Source organism: Marinobacter flavimaris (genome assembly GCF_002933295.1).
In the GTDB taxonomy this organism is placed as follows: domain Bacteria; phylum Pseudomonadota; class Gammaproteobacteria; order Pseudomonadales; family Oleiphilaceae; genus Marinobacter; species Marinobacter flavimaris.
The window spans coordinates 1-15,665 of sequence record NZ_PSSW01000022.1; the positions used below are offsets into that span (position 1 = coordinate 1).

At 50.5% G+C, this 15,665-nt stretch carries 19 protein-coding genes; 14 read left to right on the forward strand and 5 right to left on the reverse strand.

Annotated features, from left to right (window positions below):
- Window positions 1-289: 289 nt before the first annotated feature.
- Window positions 290-706: a hypothetical protein gene (locus MDHKLMBL_RS20105; protein ID WP_104272464.1), complete on the forward strand. Its 417-nt coding sequence runs from the start codon at window positions 290-292 to the stop codon at window positions 704-706.
- Between the two features lie 106 nt (window positions 707-812).
- Window positions 813-1,133 carry a hypothetical protein gene (locus MDHKLMBL_RS20110; protein WP_241956281.1) on the forward strand — a complete coding sequence of 107 codons (321 nt, stop codon included), beginning with the start codon at window positions 813-815 and terminating at the stop codon, window positions 1,131-1,133.
- Between the two features lie 71 nt (window positions 1,134-1,204).
- On the opposite strand, the gene MDHKLMBL_RS20115 is transcribed toward MDHKLMBL_RS20110, so the two are convergent.
- Window positions 1,205-1,825, reverse strand: a complete 621-nt coding sequence (locus MDHKLMBL_RS20115; protein WP_241956282.1) for a carboxymuconolactone decarboxylase family protein — start codon at window positions 1,823-1,825, stop codon at window positions 1,205-1,207.
- Between the two features lie 56 nt (window positions 1,826-1,881).
- Here MDHKLMBL_RS20115 and MDHKLMBL_RS20120 point away from each other — a divergent pair, with 56 nt between their 5' ends.
- Entirely contained in the window at window positions 1,882-2,796 is a 915-nt protein-coding gene (locus tag MDHKLMBL_RS20120) for a LysR family transcriptional regulator (protein ID WP_104272468.1), read from the forward strand.
- A gap of 24 nt (window positions 2,797-2,820) precedes the next feature.
- On the opposite strand, the gene MDHKLMBL_RS20125 is transcribed toward MDHKLMBL_RS20120, so the two are convergent.
- Window positions 2,821-3,363, reverse strand: coding sequence for an NADPH-dependent FMN reductase (locus MDHKLMBL_RS20125; protein ID WP_104272470.1), 543 nt, complete (start codon window positions 3,361-3,363; stop codon window positions 2,821-2,823).
- Window positions 3,360-4,232: a pirin family protein gene (locus MDHKLMBL_RS20130; protein ID WP_104272472.1), complete on the reverse strand. Its 873-nt coding sequence runs from the start codon at window positions 4,230-4,232 to the stop codon at window positions 3,360-3,362. The genes MDHKLMBL_RS20125 and MDHKLMBL_RS20130 overlap by 4 nt, the downstream gene beginning before the upstream one ends.
- Window positions 4,233-4,337: 105 nt before the next feature.
- Between MDHKLMBL_RS20130 and MDHKLMBL_RS20135 the strand changes: the two genes are divergently transcribed.
- The gene (locus MDHKLMBL_RS20135) at window positions 4,338-5,249 is read left to right on the forward strand and encodes a LysR substrate-binding domain-containing protein (protein ID WP_104272474.1); all 912 of its coding nucleotides are present in this window, start codon (window positions 4,338-4,340) and stop codon (window positions 5,247-5,249) included.
- Between the two features lie 213 nt (window positions 5,250-5,462).
- Window positions 5,463-5,957 (forward strand): anthrone oxygenase family protein, encoded by a 495-nt coding sequence (locus tag MDHKLMBL_RS20140; protein WP_199185561.1) that lies wholly within the window; start codon window positions 5,463-5,465, stop codon window positions 5,955-5,957.
- Window positions 5,958-6,309: 352 nt separating this feature from the next.
- On the opposite strand, the gene MDHKLMBL_RS20145 is transcribed toward MDHKLMBL_RS20140, so the two are convergent.
- On the reverse strand, window positions 6,310-7,278 hold the full coding sequence (locus MDHKLMBL_RS20145; protein ID WP_053113007.1) for an integron integrase: 969 nt from the start codon (window positions 7,276-7,278) through the stop codon (window positions 6,310-6,312).
- A gap of 364 nt (window positions 7,279-7,642) precedes the next feature.
- On the opposite strand from MDHKLMBL_RS20145, the gene MDHKLMBL_RS21365 reads away from it, so the two are divergent.
- The 8 genes from MDHKLMBL_RS21365 to MDHKLMBL_RS20190 all read left to right on the forward strand — a co-directional run bounded on the left by MDHKLMBL_RS21365 (window position 7,643) and on the right by MDHKLMBL_RS20190 (window position 12,908).
- On the forward strand, window positions 7,643-8,062 hold the full coding sequence (locus MDHKLMBL_RS21365) for a GFA family protein (RefSeq protein ID WP_104272478.1): 420 nt from the start codon (window positions 7,643-7,645) through the stop codon (window positions 8,060-8,062).
- 145 nt (window positions 8,063-8,207) lie between these two features.
- Window positions 8,208-8,462, forward strand: coding sequence for a hypothetical protein (locus tag MDHKLMBL_RS20155; RefSeq protein WP_104272480.1), 255 nt, complete (start codon window positions 8,208-8,210; stop codon window positions 8,460-8,462).
- Window positions 8,463-9,007: 545 nt separating this feature from the next.
- Window positions 9,008-9,358, forward strand: a complete 351-nt coding sequence (locus MDHKLMBL_RS20165; protein ID WP_053113002.1) for an Imm8 family immunity protein — start codon at window positions 9,008-9,010, stop codon at window positions 9,356-9,358.
- A 698-nt stretch (window positions 9,359-10,056) separates the two neighbouring features.
- A complete protein-coding gene (locus MDHKLMBL_RS20170) occupies window positions 10,057-10,698 on the forward strand; it encodes a group II intron maturase-specific domain-containing protein (RefSeq protein ID WP_274540927.1) in 642 nt (213 codons plus the stop codon).
- Window positions 10,699-10,815: 117 nt separating this feature from the next.
- Window positions 10,816-11,214 (forward strand): GFA family protein, encoded by a 399-nt coding sequence (locus MDHKLMBL_RS20175; protein WP_053113001.1) that lies wholly within the window; start codon window positions 10,816-10,818, stop codon window positions 11,212-11,214.
- Between the two features lie 128 nt (window positions 11,215-11,342).
- Window positions 11,343-11,756, forward strand: coding sequence for a hypothetical protein (locus MDHKLMBL_RS20180; protein WP_053113000.1), 414 nt, complete (start codon window positions 11,343-11,345; stop codon window positions 11,754-11,756).
- A 623-nt stretch (window positions 11,757-12,379) separates the two neighbouring features.
- Complete coding sequence (locus MDHKLMBL_RS20185) at window positions 12,380-12,628, forward strand: type II toxin-antitoxin system Phd/YefM family antitoxin (RefSeq protein ID WP_053112999.1); 249 nt, start codon at window positions 12,380-12,382, stop codon at window positions 12,626-12,628.
- Window positions 12,618-12,908 (forward strand): type II toxin-antitoxin system RelE family toxin, encoded by a 291-nt coding sequence (locus MDHKLMBL_RS20190; RefSeq protein ID WP_053112998.1) that lies wholly within the window; start codon window positions 12,618-12,620, stop codon window positions 12,906-12,908. Before MDHKLMBL_RS20185 ends, MDHKLMBL_RS20190 begins: the two co-directional genes overlap by 11 nt.
- A 249-nt stretch (window positions 12,909-13,157) precedes the next feature.
- On the opposite strand, the gene zapE is transcribed toward MDHKLMBL_RS20190, so the two are convergent.
- Entirely contained in the window at window positions 13,158-14,627 is a 1,470-nt protein-coding gene (gene zapE / locus MDHKLMBL_RS20195) for a cell division protein ZapE (protein ID WP_241956284.1), read from the reverse strand.
- An 846-nt stretch (window positions 14,628-15,473) separates the two neighbouring features.
- Here zapE and MDHKLMBL_RS21370 point away from each other — a divergent pair.
- Window positions 15,474-15,665 (forward strand): GIY-YIG nuclease family protein (locus MDHKLMBL_RS21370; protein WP_146083401.1); only part of this gene is annotated, 192 nt, incomplete at its 3' end.

A 15,665-nucleotide genomic window follows, 5' to 3' on the forward strand; every position in this document is an offset into this window, starting at 1 on the left:
CCGGCGATTCCGGAAAAACGCCCGAAATCGGTCACGATAAAACGGAATGAGCGGTCACGATCGCCCGGAACAGGCGGTCACGTTCAAACGGAATGGGTGGTCACGATGGGCCGGAATATGCACGGCCACCGAAAGACTTTGCAACCTTTGCAGAGGAAGTGGCAAACACGGGTATCTGGGAAGAACGATAAACGAGTCTGGCCCCCGAAATGAACCAGGTTTGGCAGGCGCTTGCAGCAGTTGTCAAACCTGACCCTTTCCCACTTTCAACTCACAGGGAACATGAAGAATGCTAGATAAGATACTGTTAACAATATCAATCGCACTTTACGCCATTGCTGTTCCGTATTTGGAAATTAACGACACCCACGTGTTCAACCCGGACTGGGTAGCCCATGCGAGATTGCACGAAGTGTGGCAACTGATTACCAACTCTTCTCTCGGTGCGATTGCCCTGTGGCTTACCTGGATGTCTGTCGATGGAAAGGGCAAAGCAAGTGTTATTGCGCTGGTGGTCACCGGCGGTTTCCTTGCAGCCTATGCCTTACAGGGGCTATACGGCGGATCAATGGTGCATCCGGATGGTACAGAAAAGACTGTATTGGGCATCAATGTCGGCGTGATTGGATTCGGTTGGGTATTTGTGAGTTCCGTTTTCACACTCGTGAGAGCAGGGCGCCTTTCTGTCATGCAGCAGGAAAGTTAAATGGAACCAACAGAACAGGAAGTGCTCCAGGGGACTTCTCTGTAACAATAAGACTGCCCTGATAGTCAAAGGAGTGACTATCGTTGATTAGGTTCGGGAGGGCGCCATGACCGCTTTAACTCAGGTATCGCAGGGAAATTATGTACCGACAGAGGGAATGAAGGAGCTTTTGCGGCGGTGGTTTTATCTGAAGTTCGTTCAGAAAAAGAGCACCGTAGAGTTGATGGCGACAGCCTCCGACCTGCGAAATAAAAGCGCGTTGAGCATCGTGGCGCTGTTGGACGTTGACGAGCAAATGATCTCGCAAGTGGTCGGCAAGAAAAGGCTCATCTTTGTTCAGAATTGCCACGCTTACCTGAAGGGCTCGGTCAATCCTGCGGACCTGGATCCCGGCGTTTCAAGCAACCAATACCTGGAACTGTCTTGAGATCTTTCAGCTTGGTAGCGATGAAATAGAGATCACGGTGGCCCCTTTTCGCCACCGTGATCTCTATTTTGTTACTCCGATAGCGGCTTAACCGACGGGAAATCGATATCAGTCGCCAAAACCCGGTTGATGTAATTAGTCAGAACGTTCAGGGCTACGTTGCCAATGATTTCGACCAGCTCGGCGTCGCTGTATCCGGCTGAGCGAACCTTCTGAACGTCATCACTTGAAACGTTTCCTCGATCCTTTGTGATCTTTGCCGCGAACTCGAGGGCAACGGCCGCTTTCTCGTCGTCCGAGTGTCCGCGTCTGGCAGCCTCGATTTCCTCAGAACTGAGTTTTGCAACGTTTCTGCCCAGGTAATCATGAGCCGCCAGGCAGTAGTCGCAGTCGTTTATCTCCGCGACCGCCAACGCAATGCGCTCTCGCGTTTGGGCTGACAAAGAACCAGCGCTGAGGGCGCCGTTCAGGCCAAGATATCCTTCAAGGGTTTTGGGGCTATTCGCAGTAATGCGGAATAAATTGGGAACAGTACCCAAAAGGCTATTTACAGCTTCGAGCAATGCCCGCGAGGCTTCGGGAGCTTCTGAAATTGAGGCTGGTGTTGGAATGCGTGACATATCGTTTCTCCTGGTGATTTCGTTAAGGAGCATCGATATTAAAATTTCAGGTTCAATTAATAATTGGTGCATAGAGAAATTCACTATTGCGCATTATGAAAGTATCAATTCGGTGGGATGGCCGCTGTATGGATAAGATTGCATTGATGCGCGTCTTCGTGGAGGCCGCCGAACGCGAAAGCTTCGTAGGGGCTAGCCAGAGGCTGGGCATGTCAGCCCCGGCTGTTACCCGTGCAATTGCCCAGTTGGAGGGCTCGTTAGGCGTTCGCTTATTCAACCGCACCACCAGGCGTGTCCGTTTGACTGAGTCTGGTAACCGCTACTTTCAGGATGCCAAGAGAATTCTGGAGGAAATCGAGGAGGTCGAGTCGGCGCTATTGGGGGTTTACAGGGAACCAAAGGGCATTTTGTCTGTGACAGCGCCTGTGCTTTTTGGGAGAAAATACATTGTTCCCATCCTTATTGAGTTCCTCGACAGACACCCGGAAATCCAAGTGAAGGCAGTTTTCTACGATCGAGTGAGCAATATTCTCGATGAGGGCCTGGATGTGGCAATCCGTATCGGCAACCTGAAAAACTCCAGCCAGTTCGCTGTCAGGGTTGGGAATGTCCAAAAGGTAGTGTGTGGCTCTCCGGATTATTTAAGCAAACATGGCCTGCCAAACCATCCAGCTGACCTTGCTGATCACCAAATTATCCAGTCTTCTGCGGTAGAACCATCGACGACCTGGTGGTTTGAGTCATCTGAGGGCAAGACTTCTGTACGAGTCTCGCCGCGCCTCCAATTTAATCAGAATGACTCTGCAATCTCTGCAGTAAAGAGCGGCTACGGAATTACGCGGCTAATGTCATATCAAGTTGGAGAGGAATTCCAAACCGGTTCGTTAGTTCGAATTCTCCAGGAACACGAACCCGAACCCATACCGATAAATATTGTTTACCTTGAGGGGTTGAGAGCGAGCGCCAAAATTCGCTCGTTCGTGGACCTGGCTAAAGTGAGGCTTCAGAATAACCTGCTGATCAACCATCAAATAAAACCCTGAATTCAGTGTCCAAGCTGAGGCTCGTTAGGTGGTCCGGGGTTCAAAAGCAAAGGCACTCAATACCTGTTCAAGCTTTTCAACCAGATCACTATTCGTCAGCTCGCCGCGATCGACATCGAAGTTATCGAAAAAGCTTGGAATGCTGAGGCTGCCAACGACCTTGCCACTGAAAAAGGGAGCAGCGGTTTCAGCAAGCTTCAGCACGGTATTTCCGCCACCGGGCCCCGGAGACGTGGCGAGCATCACGATCGGCTTGTCACGGTAGACGTTCCGGCCAATTCGGCTCATCCAATCGAAGAGGTTTTTAAACGCTACAGTGAAATTGCCATTGTGCTCGGCAAAGGAAACCAGAATCACGTCCGCTTGTTCGATCCTGGCCTGGAAGGCATGCGCGCACTTAGGAATGCCGTATTGCTCCTCCAGGTCGATGTTGTAGATCGGCAAGTCAAAATCATTAATCTCAACATAATCGATCTCAGCATTCGCCAGCTTGGTCGCAGCGTATTTCACGAGTTGTTTATTGATGGATTTGCGACTGTTGGTCGCGGCAAACGTTAATACTTTCATACAAGGCTCCCCAATTCTCCCGCGTTATAACGAGCAACCACCTCATCGATTTCTTGTTGAGTGCTCATTGCAAACGGTCCGTATTGAACGAAATTTTCATTGATTGTCTCACCCGAGAGCACCGCAAAATGGCTGTTTGATGAAGACTTTCCGCGTATCGTGAGTGCCTCGCCCTCTGCACCATCAATCGCGCTGGACTCTCCCTGGTGGAGCGTGAACCATTCGCCGCGCACGTGAAATTCGATGTCGCCTTCAACTGAATAGATCCAGGCATTGAAGCCCGTTTGAATGCGGTGTTCGAATAACGATGTTTTGTCAGCAAAACCATCAAGAATAGTGGCTGGCCATACCGACGCTGCGTCCGTCTCGACCCCGTTGCTTTGGCCAAGAACCAGCCGCACACGGTAGCCCTGGCCCTTCAGGGTCGGCATGTCTTCTCGCTTCACATGCAGGGAGCTTGGCGCCTGGTGCTTCATGCGGCCGGGCAAGTTAACGAAAATCTGCAGTCCATGAATCGTGGCGCCTTCTCGCGGTGCCTCGTCGTGAACGGCACCGCTGCCCGCATTCAGCCAGTAGAGGTCGCCGGGGTTAATGTCGAAGTCATTCCCCAGCGAATCGCGGTTGTTGAATTTGCCTTCCGTATCTTCAAACAAAACGGTGACTGCCGAGAGGCCAGCGTGAGGGTGCGCGCCAAAGGTAGGTGCCGTCATGGTGTAGTGATCCACCATGATGAAGGGATCCATGGCCCCATAAAACTGCCCGTGGCGAAAACCCACTCCCGTGAATCCTGAGCCGACACTCAGTGGAGTTCCCTTTACCGGGCAAAGAGATGTTATCGAGTCGTGTTGTTGAGCAACCTGATAGGTCATTGTCTTTCTCCGTTCCATATCTGATCTGAAAATAATCTAGCAGCTTGGTATCTGAACAAAAATGGCTAAAATATGAACTATACGTTCCATATATAGGACGCTAGTGTGAGCATTGACCTGAACGACTACTTCTATTTCGTGCATGTTGTTGAAAAGAAGGGCTACACCGCAGCGGCAAAGGCATTGGACATGCCCAAGTCGCGACTGAGCCGACATGTTGCTCAGCTGGAGGAGCGCCTTGGTGTGAGGCTGCTTCAGAGAAGTTCCCGCAATGTCGCCGTTACCGAAGAAGGGAAGAGCTTCTACCAGCATGCTCGCAAGCTCGTTGACCAATTCGAAATGGCTGAAGCAGCAATGGATAATAGAGGTGGAAGCCTTTCAGGAAAGGTTGTGATCAGTTGTTCGCTGGGTGTGGCGCAATTTGTTCTGTTCGATATCGTGACTGATTTCGCCAGGTTGCACCCGAACGTCCTTATCGAACAACGCGTCACCAACTCCATGATCGACTTGATTACTGAAGGAGTAGACATCGCTATTCGCGGGCACAGCGGCGAATTGCCTGATTCGAGTTTGATACAGCGGTTTATCGCGAATGTGGAATGGCAGTTCTATTGCTCGCCTGGTTATCTGGAGCAACTAGAACAACTGCAAACACCCTATGATTTAGCCAGTTGTCGTTTCTTAAAGGTGGGGAGAGCCGGCGCGAAAGAGGCGATTCCCTTGCAGCACAAAGATGGTCTTCGTACCCATCAGACTACCCATATCGCACTTTGCTCAGAGGATATGTCGACAATCAGGCAAGCCGCAATCGATGGCCTGGGCGTTACTGCATTGCCTGATTATGTCTGCAGAGCACCCGTTGAAGCCGGCCAGCTCGTTCGGGTATTGCCAGACTGGGTTTCGCAGTACGCGAGCCTCAGTCTGTTGATGCCATCACGGGTAGGTGTTCCACCGCATACAAAAGCTTTAGCCGAGTTCATTCGAGAGCGGCTGCCATTGGCTGTGAGGCCGCAATAGACGGAGCAGGGCGGATGTACACGGCTTTCAAGCGTTGAGCAGAACAGACTCAAAAGTCCTATCGGCTATGGATTGGTTGAGGCTGTGTTTGAATTTGTCGCCCTCGGCAAAAACTTTGGCATGCTGCGGCAATAACATCCGACATGGTTCCACGAAAATTGGCTTGTACCTGAACCAACTAACGTTCATTGCCCGTCTGACAGGAGCCATATTATGACTTTGCTTGAACTCGCACTGATCGTGGCTACGTTGCTATCTGCCTTAACGGCCGGGTTTGTCTTTTCCTTTGCATCGGTTGTTATGCCAGGAATTGGAAACTTAACAGACAAGGAATTCATCCGCGCCTTTCAGGCTATCGACGGCGTGATCCAGGCCGGTCATCCCGTCTTTGGTCTTGTATGGATCGGATCCGTCTTTGCTTTAGTGGCAGCGGCGATTCTCGCAGTCCTGCAGAACGACGGCCTGGTGCCAACCTTGGTAGTTGCCAGTGCTGTCGTCTATACCCTTGGGGTCCAACTACCAACATTCCTGATTAATGTGCCGCTCAACAACGCCCTGCAAATGTTGAATGTGGACGACATGGATGAACTTATGCTCGCCTCAGAACGGCGCTCTTTCGAACATCGCTGGGTACGATGGAACCTGATAAGGACTGCATTTGCTTCCGGGGTTAGCGTTTCATTGATGCTGGTTCTGCTGTGGCTTTGACAGAGCCTGCCGGCAGGGAGATGGCTGTGGAGCGGAAAGTGGTCGTCCAAATGGCCTACCACGCAAAGTGCTAAACTTCTGCAACCAAACATCAGTAACTTACCGTTCAAATTCCACATTAAGTGCTAAACAAACTTAAAGTAGATTCTAGAATAGAACGCTCATCCCGGTTTCCACACAAAGTGCTAAATTCGTCGTCCGACTCGAAGTTCGGAATAGTCTAGCCGGAACCGAAGGATTGGAGGCAGGCAAGAAGCCTTGCTGGCAGGGGAAGCTATTAAACAAAAGCGAACATTCGCCGCACCCCCAATTCCTGGCTTTTATGCCCCTTAAACGGGTAAGAAATAGCCCATCAAGAACTTGGCAAACGATCAAAAGGGCTGACCGTTCCAGCACGTCGATCGCCAATGATATGCGTGTAGATTTCGGTCGTTCGAATGTCGCTATGCCCGAGAATTTCCTGAACCGTCCTGATATCGCTACCCGATCTCAATAACTCTGTCGCAAAGGCATGCCGAAAGGTATGAGCGGTCACACGCTTGGTGATTCCCGTGGCCAGAACGGCCTGCCTCAATCGCCGCGAGTACGATGAATGATGAAGATGGTGGCGGCACACATAACCAGCGATGGGATGAACGCATTTTGTTGCGGATGGGAACAGGTACTGCCAACCAAAGTCCTTCATGGCCGGTCCATACTTCTTGTGAAGAGACGTCGGCACTGACGTAAGCCCGAATCCTTCGGCCAGGTCGGACTCATGTACTGTCCTGACATGGGCGAATTGCCGCTCGATTTTTTCTCTAAGATTGCCTGGAATCAGTGTGTATCGATCTTTCCGCCCCTTACCGTTGAATACGAGCAAGTTGCGGCTTTTGAGGTCGATGTCTTTCACGCGAAGCGAGAGGGCTTCATTGATTCTCAAACCGCATCCATAAAGAAGCGCGGTAATGAGCCAATACTCCGCTTCCATGTTGCGGAGAATAGAAGCGACTTCTTCGGGGCTCAGAACGGTCGGCATGCGCCGAGGCGTTTTCGTCATCTTGTAGTGTAGGTTTTCAATTTCACGTTTCAGCACATGTTTGTAGACAAAAATAATCGCACATAGCGCCTGATTTTGAGTGCCCGGACTGACTCGCCGATTGACGGCGAGGTGATTCAAGAAGCGCTCGATTTCGTGATTGCCCATGACTTTTGGGTGCTTCTTGTCATTGAAAAGGATGAACTGGCGAACCCAGTAAAGATAGGATTTTTCGGTTCGGTAGCTGTACTGCTTCGTCCTGATCTCTGTGCGGACCGATTGCAAAAACGGTGATTTGGACACGATTGCCCTCCTTGGCTGATAGCTGTACATCCATACAGTTATAATGAAAAACCTCCCAAAACGCCAAAATTCTTGCGGTTTAATTTGCGCGGTTCTGCACGTTTTTCACAAAGAGGCTCTGTAGCTTACTGTTTCAAAGGAGGAAATTTCCGGCCTTCCGTGTTTAACTTGCACAAACGCGCACGGATAACCCGAGTGCAAACTTGTCACAGTATCGGCAGCGCGATAGCGGGCTCTGACCCAGAGATAAAGCTTTGAAAAGTCGTTGTTATTTAGGATGTGAATCAGGTTTGGACGGGGAGGTGGCGTTGGGGTTTAATAAGAATACAAACTAATATGCTGTTAAGTGTCAAAGGATTGATCGATGAAAGGTGAATGTCTCTGCGGAAACGTGAAGTTCGAAATTGAAGGGGAGATTCGAAACCTCTATCAATGTCACTGTTCGTTGTGCCGCAAAGCCACTGGAGCGGCAGCTAATGCTGCTACCTTTGTGCAGGCCGCTGCTTTTCGCTGGGTGTCAGGCGAAAGTGATATTAGGTCCTACAACAAGCCCAGCGGTTTCCGAAGCGATTTTTGTTCGGTGTGTGGGAGTCCGGTTCCCAATAGCCTGAGAGACAGTGGAATGGTTTGGATTCCTGCCGGCTTGCTTGATGAACCAGTCGCTTCGAGGATATCTGTTCATCTCCATACAAAGTCCGCTGCCGCTTGGGAGCAAGAGTCTGCCCAGTGTGTTCGACTGGATGGTGGGCCTGAGAGCTTGGAATCACTTAACAAGTTGTTGTAGTTCGTTCCGGCCTGCGGCCTCCACCGGACGCCCCTGTCGGGGCGCCGCTAAACAAAAGCGTTATGCACGGAATACGTCTGAGGTCGTCACTGTTTGATGGGTATTCCGTGTCTTAGTTGCGAGCCTGGTTTTTTTAGGAAATTGCATGAAATGTCCAAATTGTGAGGCCAAAATTTCCTTGAAACCCCATTTGGTCAAGGATTACCAGTGCAAACTTTGTGGTGGAGTGATTGTCCCGCGGCTTTGGGTAAAAATATTCACTGCAATGATGGCAATTGCTGTCGGGAAAACGGTATTTTCTGGAGATTACGCTTTGGCGGTGATTTTAACTTTTGCATACTTTTCGATAACTATTGGCACAGGCGCAAGGGCTTTCGAGGCGCGCTTCCATAGCGAATAGACAGCGGCGACCTATGCCAATCTGGGAACAAAAGCATAACAAGGCCATCAAGGTTGTTCCGGGCCGACGGCCCTCTACCGGACGGCTTTCAGCCGCCGCTTATGGCAGGCGTTATACCCGGTGAAGACATGGAAGAGTACGTGTCCATACACGGCGATGAATGGAAAATTTCCGATATTGACGAGCAAATAGAATGGGCTCGGGCGCAGGTATGGGTAAAGCGAAAGTGGCTGCCAAGAGCCGCTCTCGTATCCAAAGGTAAAACGTCAGAGTACGTCGGCCAAAGCTATCGTCCTGAATATACAAAACTCGTTGAGGATGGTTGGAGTCACGACCATTGCGAAATATGTAGTTGGTCATTGTACGAAGCAGATGACCCAGAGTCAGGTGAAGGCTATACCATAGAAGGTCGCACTTGGCTCTGCTCCGAGTGCTATGAAAAATTTATTCGGACTGAGGCATAACAAGGTGGTCAACGGGACGCCAACTACGCTCCGCTCCGTTGGCGCCCATTACCACTGGCGTTAACTAGCGAGGAGTCACATATGTACGCCCGGCTCAAAAGTATCATGAGCCCAGATTTGGACTACGGGTCGTCACCGGAGGATCCTGAAAACTGCCATGTCCTGATCGAGGCGGAAATTGGGCCGTCCGAAAGCGAAGGGGCGGAGATATTCTCTTTCGAGGTGGTCACGCCTGCGGCCATCAAATCGTTGCCTGCTCCCTCATGGCTGAGAGGCTATTTGCTTCTCCCTGTGTTTTCCTGGGTAGGCGTAGAGGAAGCGGTTAATAAATTGCTGATGCAGTGCTCGGGATCGGACTGGAATGAAGTTTCCAAAAAACTATCCCAAACTCTCGGTTGGGAATTCGAGGATTACGAGCCCCATGCTAGTTAACAAGGCCATGCATTCTGTTCCGGGCCTGCGGCCTCCACCGGACGCCCCTGTCGGGCCGCCGCTTATTTCAGCGTTAGGAGCAAGGGAATGTTGTTGGACTTAATCCTTTTTATCGTATTCCTTGTTGTTGGAGTTCGAGTCGCGTTATCGGTCCGTCGAGAGTCGGCAATTTTTAATGAATTGAAGGGTCCTAAAAGCCTGGTCTGGCTTGTGCTTTTGGTACCTTTGTCACCTATCGTGTTGATGATAGTGCCCATTCAAATCGGGTGGCTTCCAGCAGCCATCTTAGCCTCAGCTTGTTGTATTCCAGCTTTAGTGCAAGCCCGACGAAGCATTTCAGTTTTCGAAACATCAGGCACCTCAAGAAGTGATACAGCCCTTAAATCGTCTCACACTGCTTTTGGTCTGTCTTTGGCTGGTTTAATTTATGTTTGCATCTTTGTGGTACTGGCTGTTCTGGCAAGTGGCTTCGGTGGGTAGCGCTCCTAACCAGTCATTCCAGTTCGTTCCGGCCCTGACGGGCCTCCACCGGACGGCCTTTTCTCCGCTTCGCTGCGAAAAGGCCGCCGCTGAATATTGGCGTGTGTGCCGGGCATGGCACAGAACTAGGGAGGTGAAAGTCCTCCTGCCAGGTGTTCGCAGAGCCGAAGGCTAGGAGAAGGGCAAGGGCGTCATCGCGAGGTGGGCCATAGTCTCCGGTGTTGGCGAATGTGGTGCTGGATGAACTGGACTGGGAACTGGAGCGGCGCAACCTGCTCTTCGCCCGCTACGCGGATGACTGCCAGATCTACGTTGGCAGTCGCCGTGCAGGAGAGCGGGTGATGGTGAGTCTGACGCGCTTTATCGAGGACTCGCTGAGGCTCACAGTGAATACACGAAAGAGCGCGGTAGACCGGCCCTGGAATCGTAGTTTCCTGGGCTTCACCCTCAGCCGGAAAAGGCAACGACTGAAGGTGGCAGACAAAGCCATCAGCAAGCTGAAAACACAGATCCGGATACTGAGCCGCCGAACACGGGGCCACTCACTGGCCCAGGTGATCGCAGATCTGAAAGAGACCCTGCTTGGTTGGAAAGCGTACTTCGACGCAGCCGAAGTACTGGGCCCGCTGCGGGACCTGGACAAGTGGATACGGCGGAGAATGAGAAGTTACGTGTGGAAGCAATGGGGCCGAAGGGGGTATCGTGAGCTGAGAAAGCGGGGTGTCTCGGTCAGATTGGCCTGGAACACCGCCAAATCGGCCCACGGCCCGTGGCGGCTGAGTCATTCGCCGGCACTGCGGGAAGCCCTACCGGCCCGGTTGTTCCGGAGCTATGGACTGCCGGAATTGGCAGTGCGGTAACGGGTTGAATTAAGTCACTGAATCGCCGTGGTACGTGATCCGTATGCCCGGTGATGTGGGAGGAGGGGCATCGTGAGATGCCTCCCTATCCCGATTATCACACAGGGAGGTGAGTCAATGATTCAATCTGGAAGCTGCCTTTGCGGCGGCGTCCAATATGAAGTAGCGGGCGACCTTAGCGATGTTTACAACTGCCATTGCTCCATGTGCCGCAAGCTTCATGCGGCGGCTTTCCGAACCTGTGCAAAGGTACGGGTCGATGACTGGCGGACTGTCAAGGGCCAAGAGCTGCTCAAAACCTACGAGTCCTCGCCGGGAGAGTTCAAGGTTTTTTGCGCAAACTGCGGTTCAAGCATTCATACAAAGTTCGATTCAAAACCGGAAGTCTATGCGCTGCCATTGGGTACTCTCGACACCGATCCAGGTGTACGTGCAGACCGCCATGTTTTCGTGGGCTGCAAAGCTCCGTGGTTCGAGATTACCGACGATTTGCCTCAATTTATTGAGAATGACTGAGGCAGTGATAACAAGCCGCGTAAGGCGTCCCTGTCGGGCGGCCGCTTCGCTCAGCGTTATGCAAATTTAGAAGAGATATGAGATACGAAGTTCGATGGAAAGAATTTTGGAAATCGGTGACAAAGCGCATGGCGTTGCTGCTCATTTTCTCAACTGTAGGCACATTCGCCTTTCGGTACCTTACTTCTGGATTTGATCTCAACGAAACATTTGGAAACGTATCGTTTCTAGAAGTATTGGGGCTAATCTTTGGCTGTTGGGCTTTCTTCGCCATTTTCACATTTTTCATTGCCTTTTGGTTGAGATGTGCACATATAACAATAAGAGAAGGAATTATAAGCGGACGCAATTATTGGGGGCGAAAAAAATCCTTTCCCCTGAAGTACCTAAAATCAATCGATATCTATAGTGCAAACGGCGTAAAAGCCGTGGTAGCAAACGGAGGCTCATTTGGTAAAGTCTTTATTTACTACCAAACGGAGAAACTTCACGAGATCATAGAAGTGTTGGAGGCTAACCTTCCTGGCAACATGGAGGCATAATGCATGACAAGTGAAGGCAAGGGATGCTCCCGACGTCACACCCTTGCTGCTCGCTTTTTTTGGTAATGCGATGGGCAAGCTTTTAGCTTGGGAAACACCTTTTTTGTTGCATCTCTTCCCCAAGGTCTGGATATCGATGGGCGCGCACCTCGGGGAACTGTCTGTTTCTTGTAGAGGGTGAGAAACGTTGGCGCGTCTGCTTTGAGAGCGTCGTAGCACTCAAGATTTGCGATGAGAGCTTTGATCGGAATGCGCGGTTTCACGTCAAGCGTGATCGGCAACAGTTGTTCTCATACACTTGGGAAGAGTCTCCGTGGCGCCAAGAGTTCCAGGCAGAGCTAGCAAAGATGCTGGAGGAAAAGCCCCTTTGCCATTAGGTGTTTCTTGGTGGAGATCATAATATTGAGGTATTGGCGCTAGGAAGGGTCCAAATTGAACCGTCTTCATAACAATGCCAGTCACGGGGACGTCCACTGCTGTGGGATCAGAATAAAGTTGGTAACAAGATAATAGAGTTGGTAACCGAAAAATTGCTTTATGCGATCTATTAAAAGGTCTTTGCCTTGCGCATGAGCCCGATCACCCTTAAAGTATGACCTGTTAACAGGTCTTTGGAGGGCGTTGTGACCAATCAAATTTATTCTGAAGTGACCGCGAGCATTTCAGAACTCAAAAAAAATCCGATGGCGGCCGTGGATTCAGGAGAGGGGTTTCCGATCGTTGTTCTAAACCGCAACAAACCGGCGTTCTACTGCGTTCCGGCTGAAATCTACGAAGCCATGCTTGACCGACTAGACGACCAAGAGATGGTGGCAATCGTGAAAGAGAGACTTGTAGAGCCAAGTATTCGAGTCGATCTGAATGAGCTTTAAGTATTCGCTTGCATTCAAACCATCAGCTCTCAAGGAATGGAAGAAGCTCGCTCCGGCAATTCGAGATCAGTTTAAGAAGAAGTTAGCGAAACGCCTCGAAGAACCTCACGTTCTAGCTGACGCCCTGTCGGGGCTACAAGGTTGCTACAAAATCAAATTAAAGAGTGTTGGATATCGTTTAGTCTACCAGGTTGAGGACGGTGATATTTTAGTGACCGTCGTAGCCGTGGGGCGGCGGGAACGCGGCGATGTGTACAGCAAGGCGAAAGATCGAACGTGAGCATAAGTTACCAACTTTATTAGTAAGAACTGGAAGAGTCTTCGGTAGTCCAATAGCGGTTTGTGCCAAAAGTTACCAACTCTATTTTTCAGGCTCTTGTTCACAAGGCTATTTCATGCTGTCTATAGGTCTGATCTGTTACCAACTTTATTCTCCTCACACAACTGCATTGCGGCTTCGCATCCATTCCGCAGCCGAGCATGCTCGCAAAGTTATTCCCCAACCTGAAGGTCCGCTTTGCGACCTTAGTCATTGCCGTCCCCATTTATTTCCTCCCATTTCAACCAACCGAGACGCGGCTCGTCGAAAGGAAAAGGCGAGATCATTGGCGGACGATAGCTGTGCCAGTGACACGCCAATTCGACCCGTCGCCGACCACTCATAATATTCTCCCTCTTTGGTGCGAATCATGGTGGTCGCAAAGGAACTTGAGTTTCCTCCCTTTTCATTGACAATCAATTCTTCATCTCCGTCGCTGCTTTCCACTTGCGCTTCAAAATCAACAAACAACTCGTCGAGCGGGACTTGTGCCGCCAGCACCAAGCGGGTGCGAGATTCATAACACGCGTCAATGAGGGTCACGAATCGTCGTGCTTCGTTGAGGTGATTGGCGTCCAGTTGGGGGACGCGCTCCATGATGATGACCGGAAATCGGCGGCAGAGAGAAATATAATCGGCCGCCCCGAGCGGTTGGTAGCACAACTCGGAAAAGTCAAACCAGGCGCACCGGTCATTCAATCGGGTCACCTGGACGGTGCGACCAAAGAGGACGGGAATGATCTCGGCCTCAGTTCCGGATGCAGTGCTACCAAATATTTTTTCCAACTGCGCTTGCATGTTGTTTTTACTATTATTATCACTATGAACTTTCTTGTTTGACCAAAAATAGGATTGACCATCCGCTCGATTTTCAAGTCGATAATCCTTGCTGGAATCCTCCATGGAAATAATGTCGATTGTGTGTTTTAGCATGTCTATGAATGGCAAAAAGAGGGAGCGGTTAATGCCTCCCTCATACAAGGCATCGGGAGAGCGATTCGAGGTAGCCACTACCACCACATTCAAATCCAATAATAATGAAAACAGTCGCTTCAAAATCATGGCATCGGCAACGTCTGTCACTTGAAATTCATCGAAACAGAGGAGTTGGGCTTCTTGTGCCAATTGTTGCGCGATGATGGGAATCGCATCGCCTCGTGGGTACTCCTGTTTGTAGGCAAAGATGCGATGATGGACGTCTAGCATGAACTCATGAAAGTGGACGCGGCGTTTGGTTATGTTTATGTGTTTGTGGCTGTCATTAGTACAGCAAGAATTATCATCAGGAACAGAAACCGACGCGTAAAAGAGATCCATTAGAAAGCTCTTGCCGACCCCGACCGGTCCATGAATGTAGATGCCTCGCGGTGGTGGACCGAAAGACCACAAATGGAACTTCTTTCGAAGAGAAGACTGAGCGTGTGCCAAGGATCGCGCCAGTAACCGTAACAGTGGACTGCTGTTTTTAAAGCTGCACTCTGTCGGTTCGTCGCTGCGTACTGGTACTGGTGGGAGCGAGGTAAGAGAACCGTGCAGGGCATCGAATTTTGCCGCCAAAGCGACCTGCGCGTCATCTCGTCGCACCTCCCCCGCATCCACCATGCGTTTATACGCTGCTGTCACGGGGCCTGTCGGGAAGGACCGCCAAGCGACGCGATGTTGTGCTGTCATATTCTTCATCACAGTCTTCATCATGGAACTGATGAGTTTATTAACATGGTGGTTTGGTACGCTAGATTTCTGTATGGGTATCAAATTAACCCTGACACACCTCCTCTATTCGGCAAGCCCCGGGTTCTGCCCTGTCGCTGCGAACATTCCTAAAAAAGAGGCTTAATACAGCGGGGGGAGAGTATTGCTCCAGCCGCTTGAATGTTCGCTTCGCGACCCTCCGAGACCTCACGAGAACGCTCAACAAAATCGGACATTCACGCCGCTCCAGTGAGTCCCCCAAAATCTCTCGAAAAAGGCAAACATCTGCCTCTAGCAATACACCTGTGAAGAGCTCAATGCCGAAAGTTTTAGCCAAATCTGTGCAAGATCACGCCGTTGTGCGCTGGCGATATCTGCACTGAGCTTATGGCAGAGCATTAAATTTCATTAATGGTGTCAGTGGGAACAGTTACAAGCATGAAAATCTCCTCGAAGAAAACCTGATACCGTTAATGAGGGTTCAGGTTAAGAGGGGATTTCGAGATGGAAGTAGGCAAAACTTACAACGTCGTCTTTGCAACGGGCCACTATGAAATCGAGTATGAAAATGGCGTTACCTGCATAAAAGTAACGCCGCAATCATACCGAGTAGAAAGAGCTGACGGCACCACCAGATTGGTGAAACACGATTTAATCATGAACCTAGAGGAAATAGCTGGGCCCACATAACCAGGCGCATCAGGGCGTGGCCTTTGGTCACCGGACCGTTACCAGTCGCCGCTGTGCTTTGTTATGTGTCCAAAGAGTTACGAGTTTAGGTCAGAGGTTTGCAATGGATTTTTGCTCTGACCCCAGACGAATACAGAGGGTAAAATGAAGTCAGGTTATATCTATGTATTAATACACCCGTCAGATCCTGACCTTTACAAAATCGGAATAACGACCCGTAAACCCCAACACAGATTGACCGAGCACAATTGCAACCACGAAGGATATACAGGCCAAATCGTAAAAGAAACTGGGCAGAAATGGGAATTGAAGGAATTCCATGCGGTCTCTGATCCG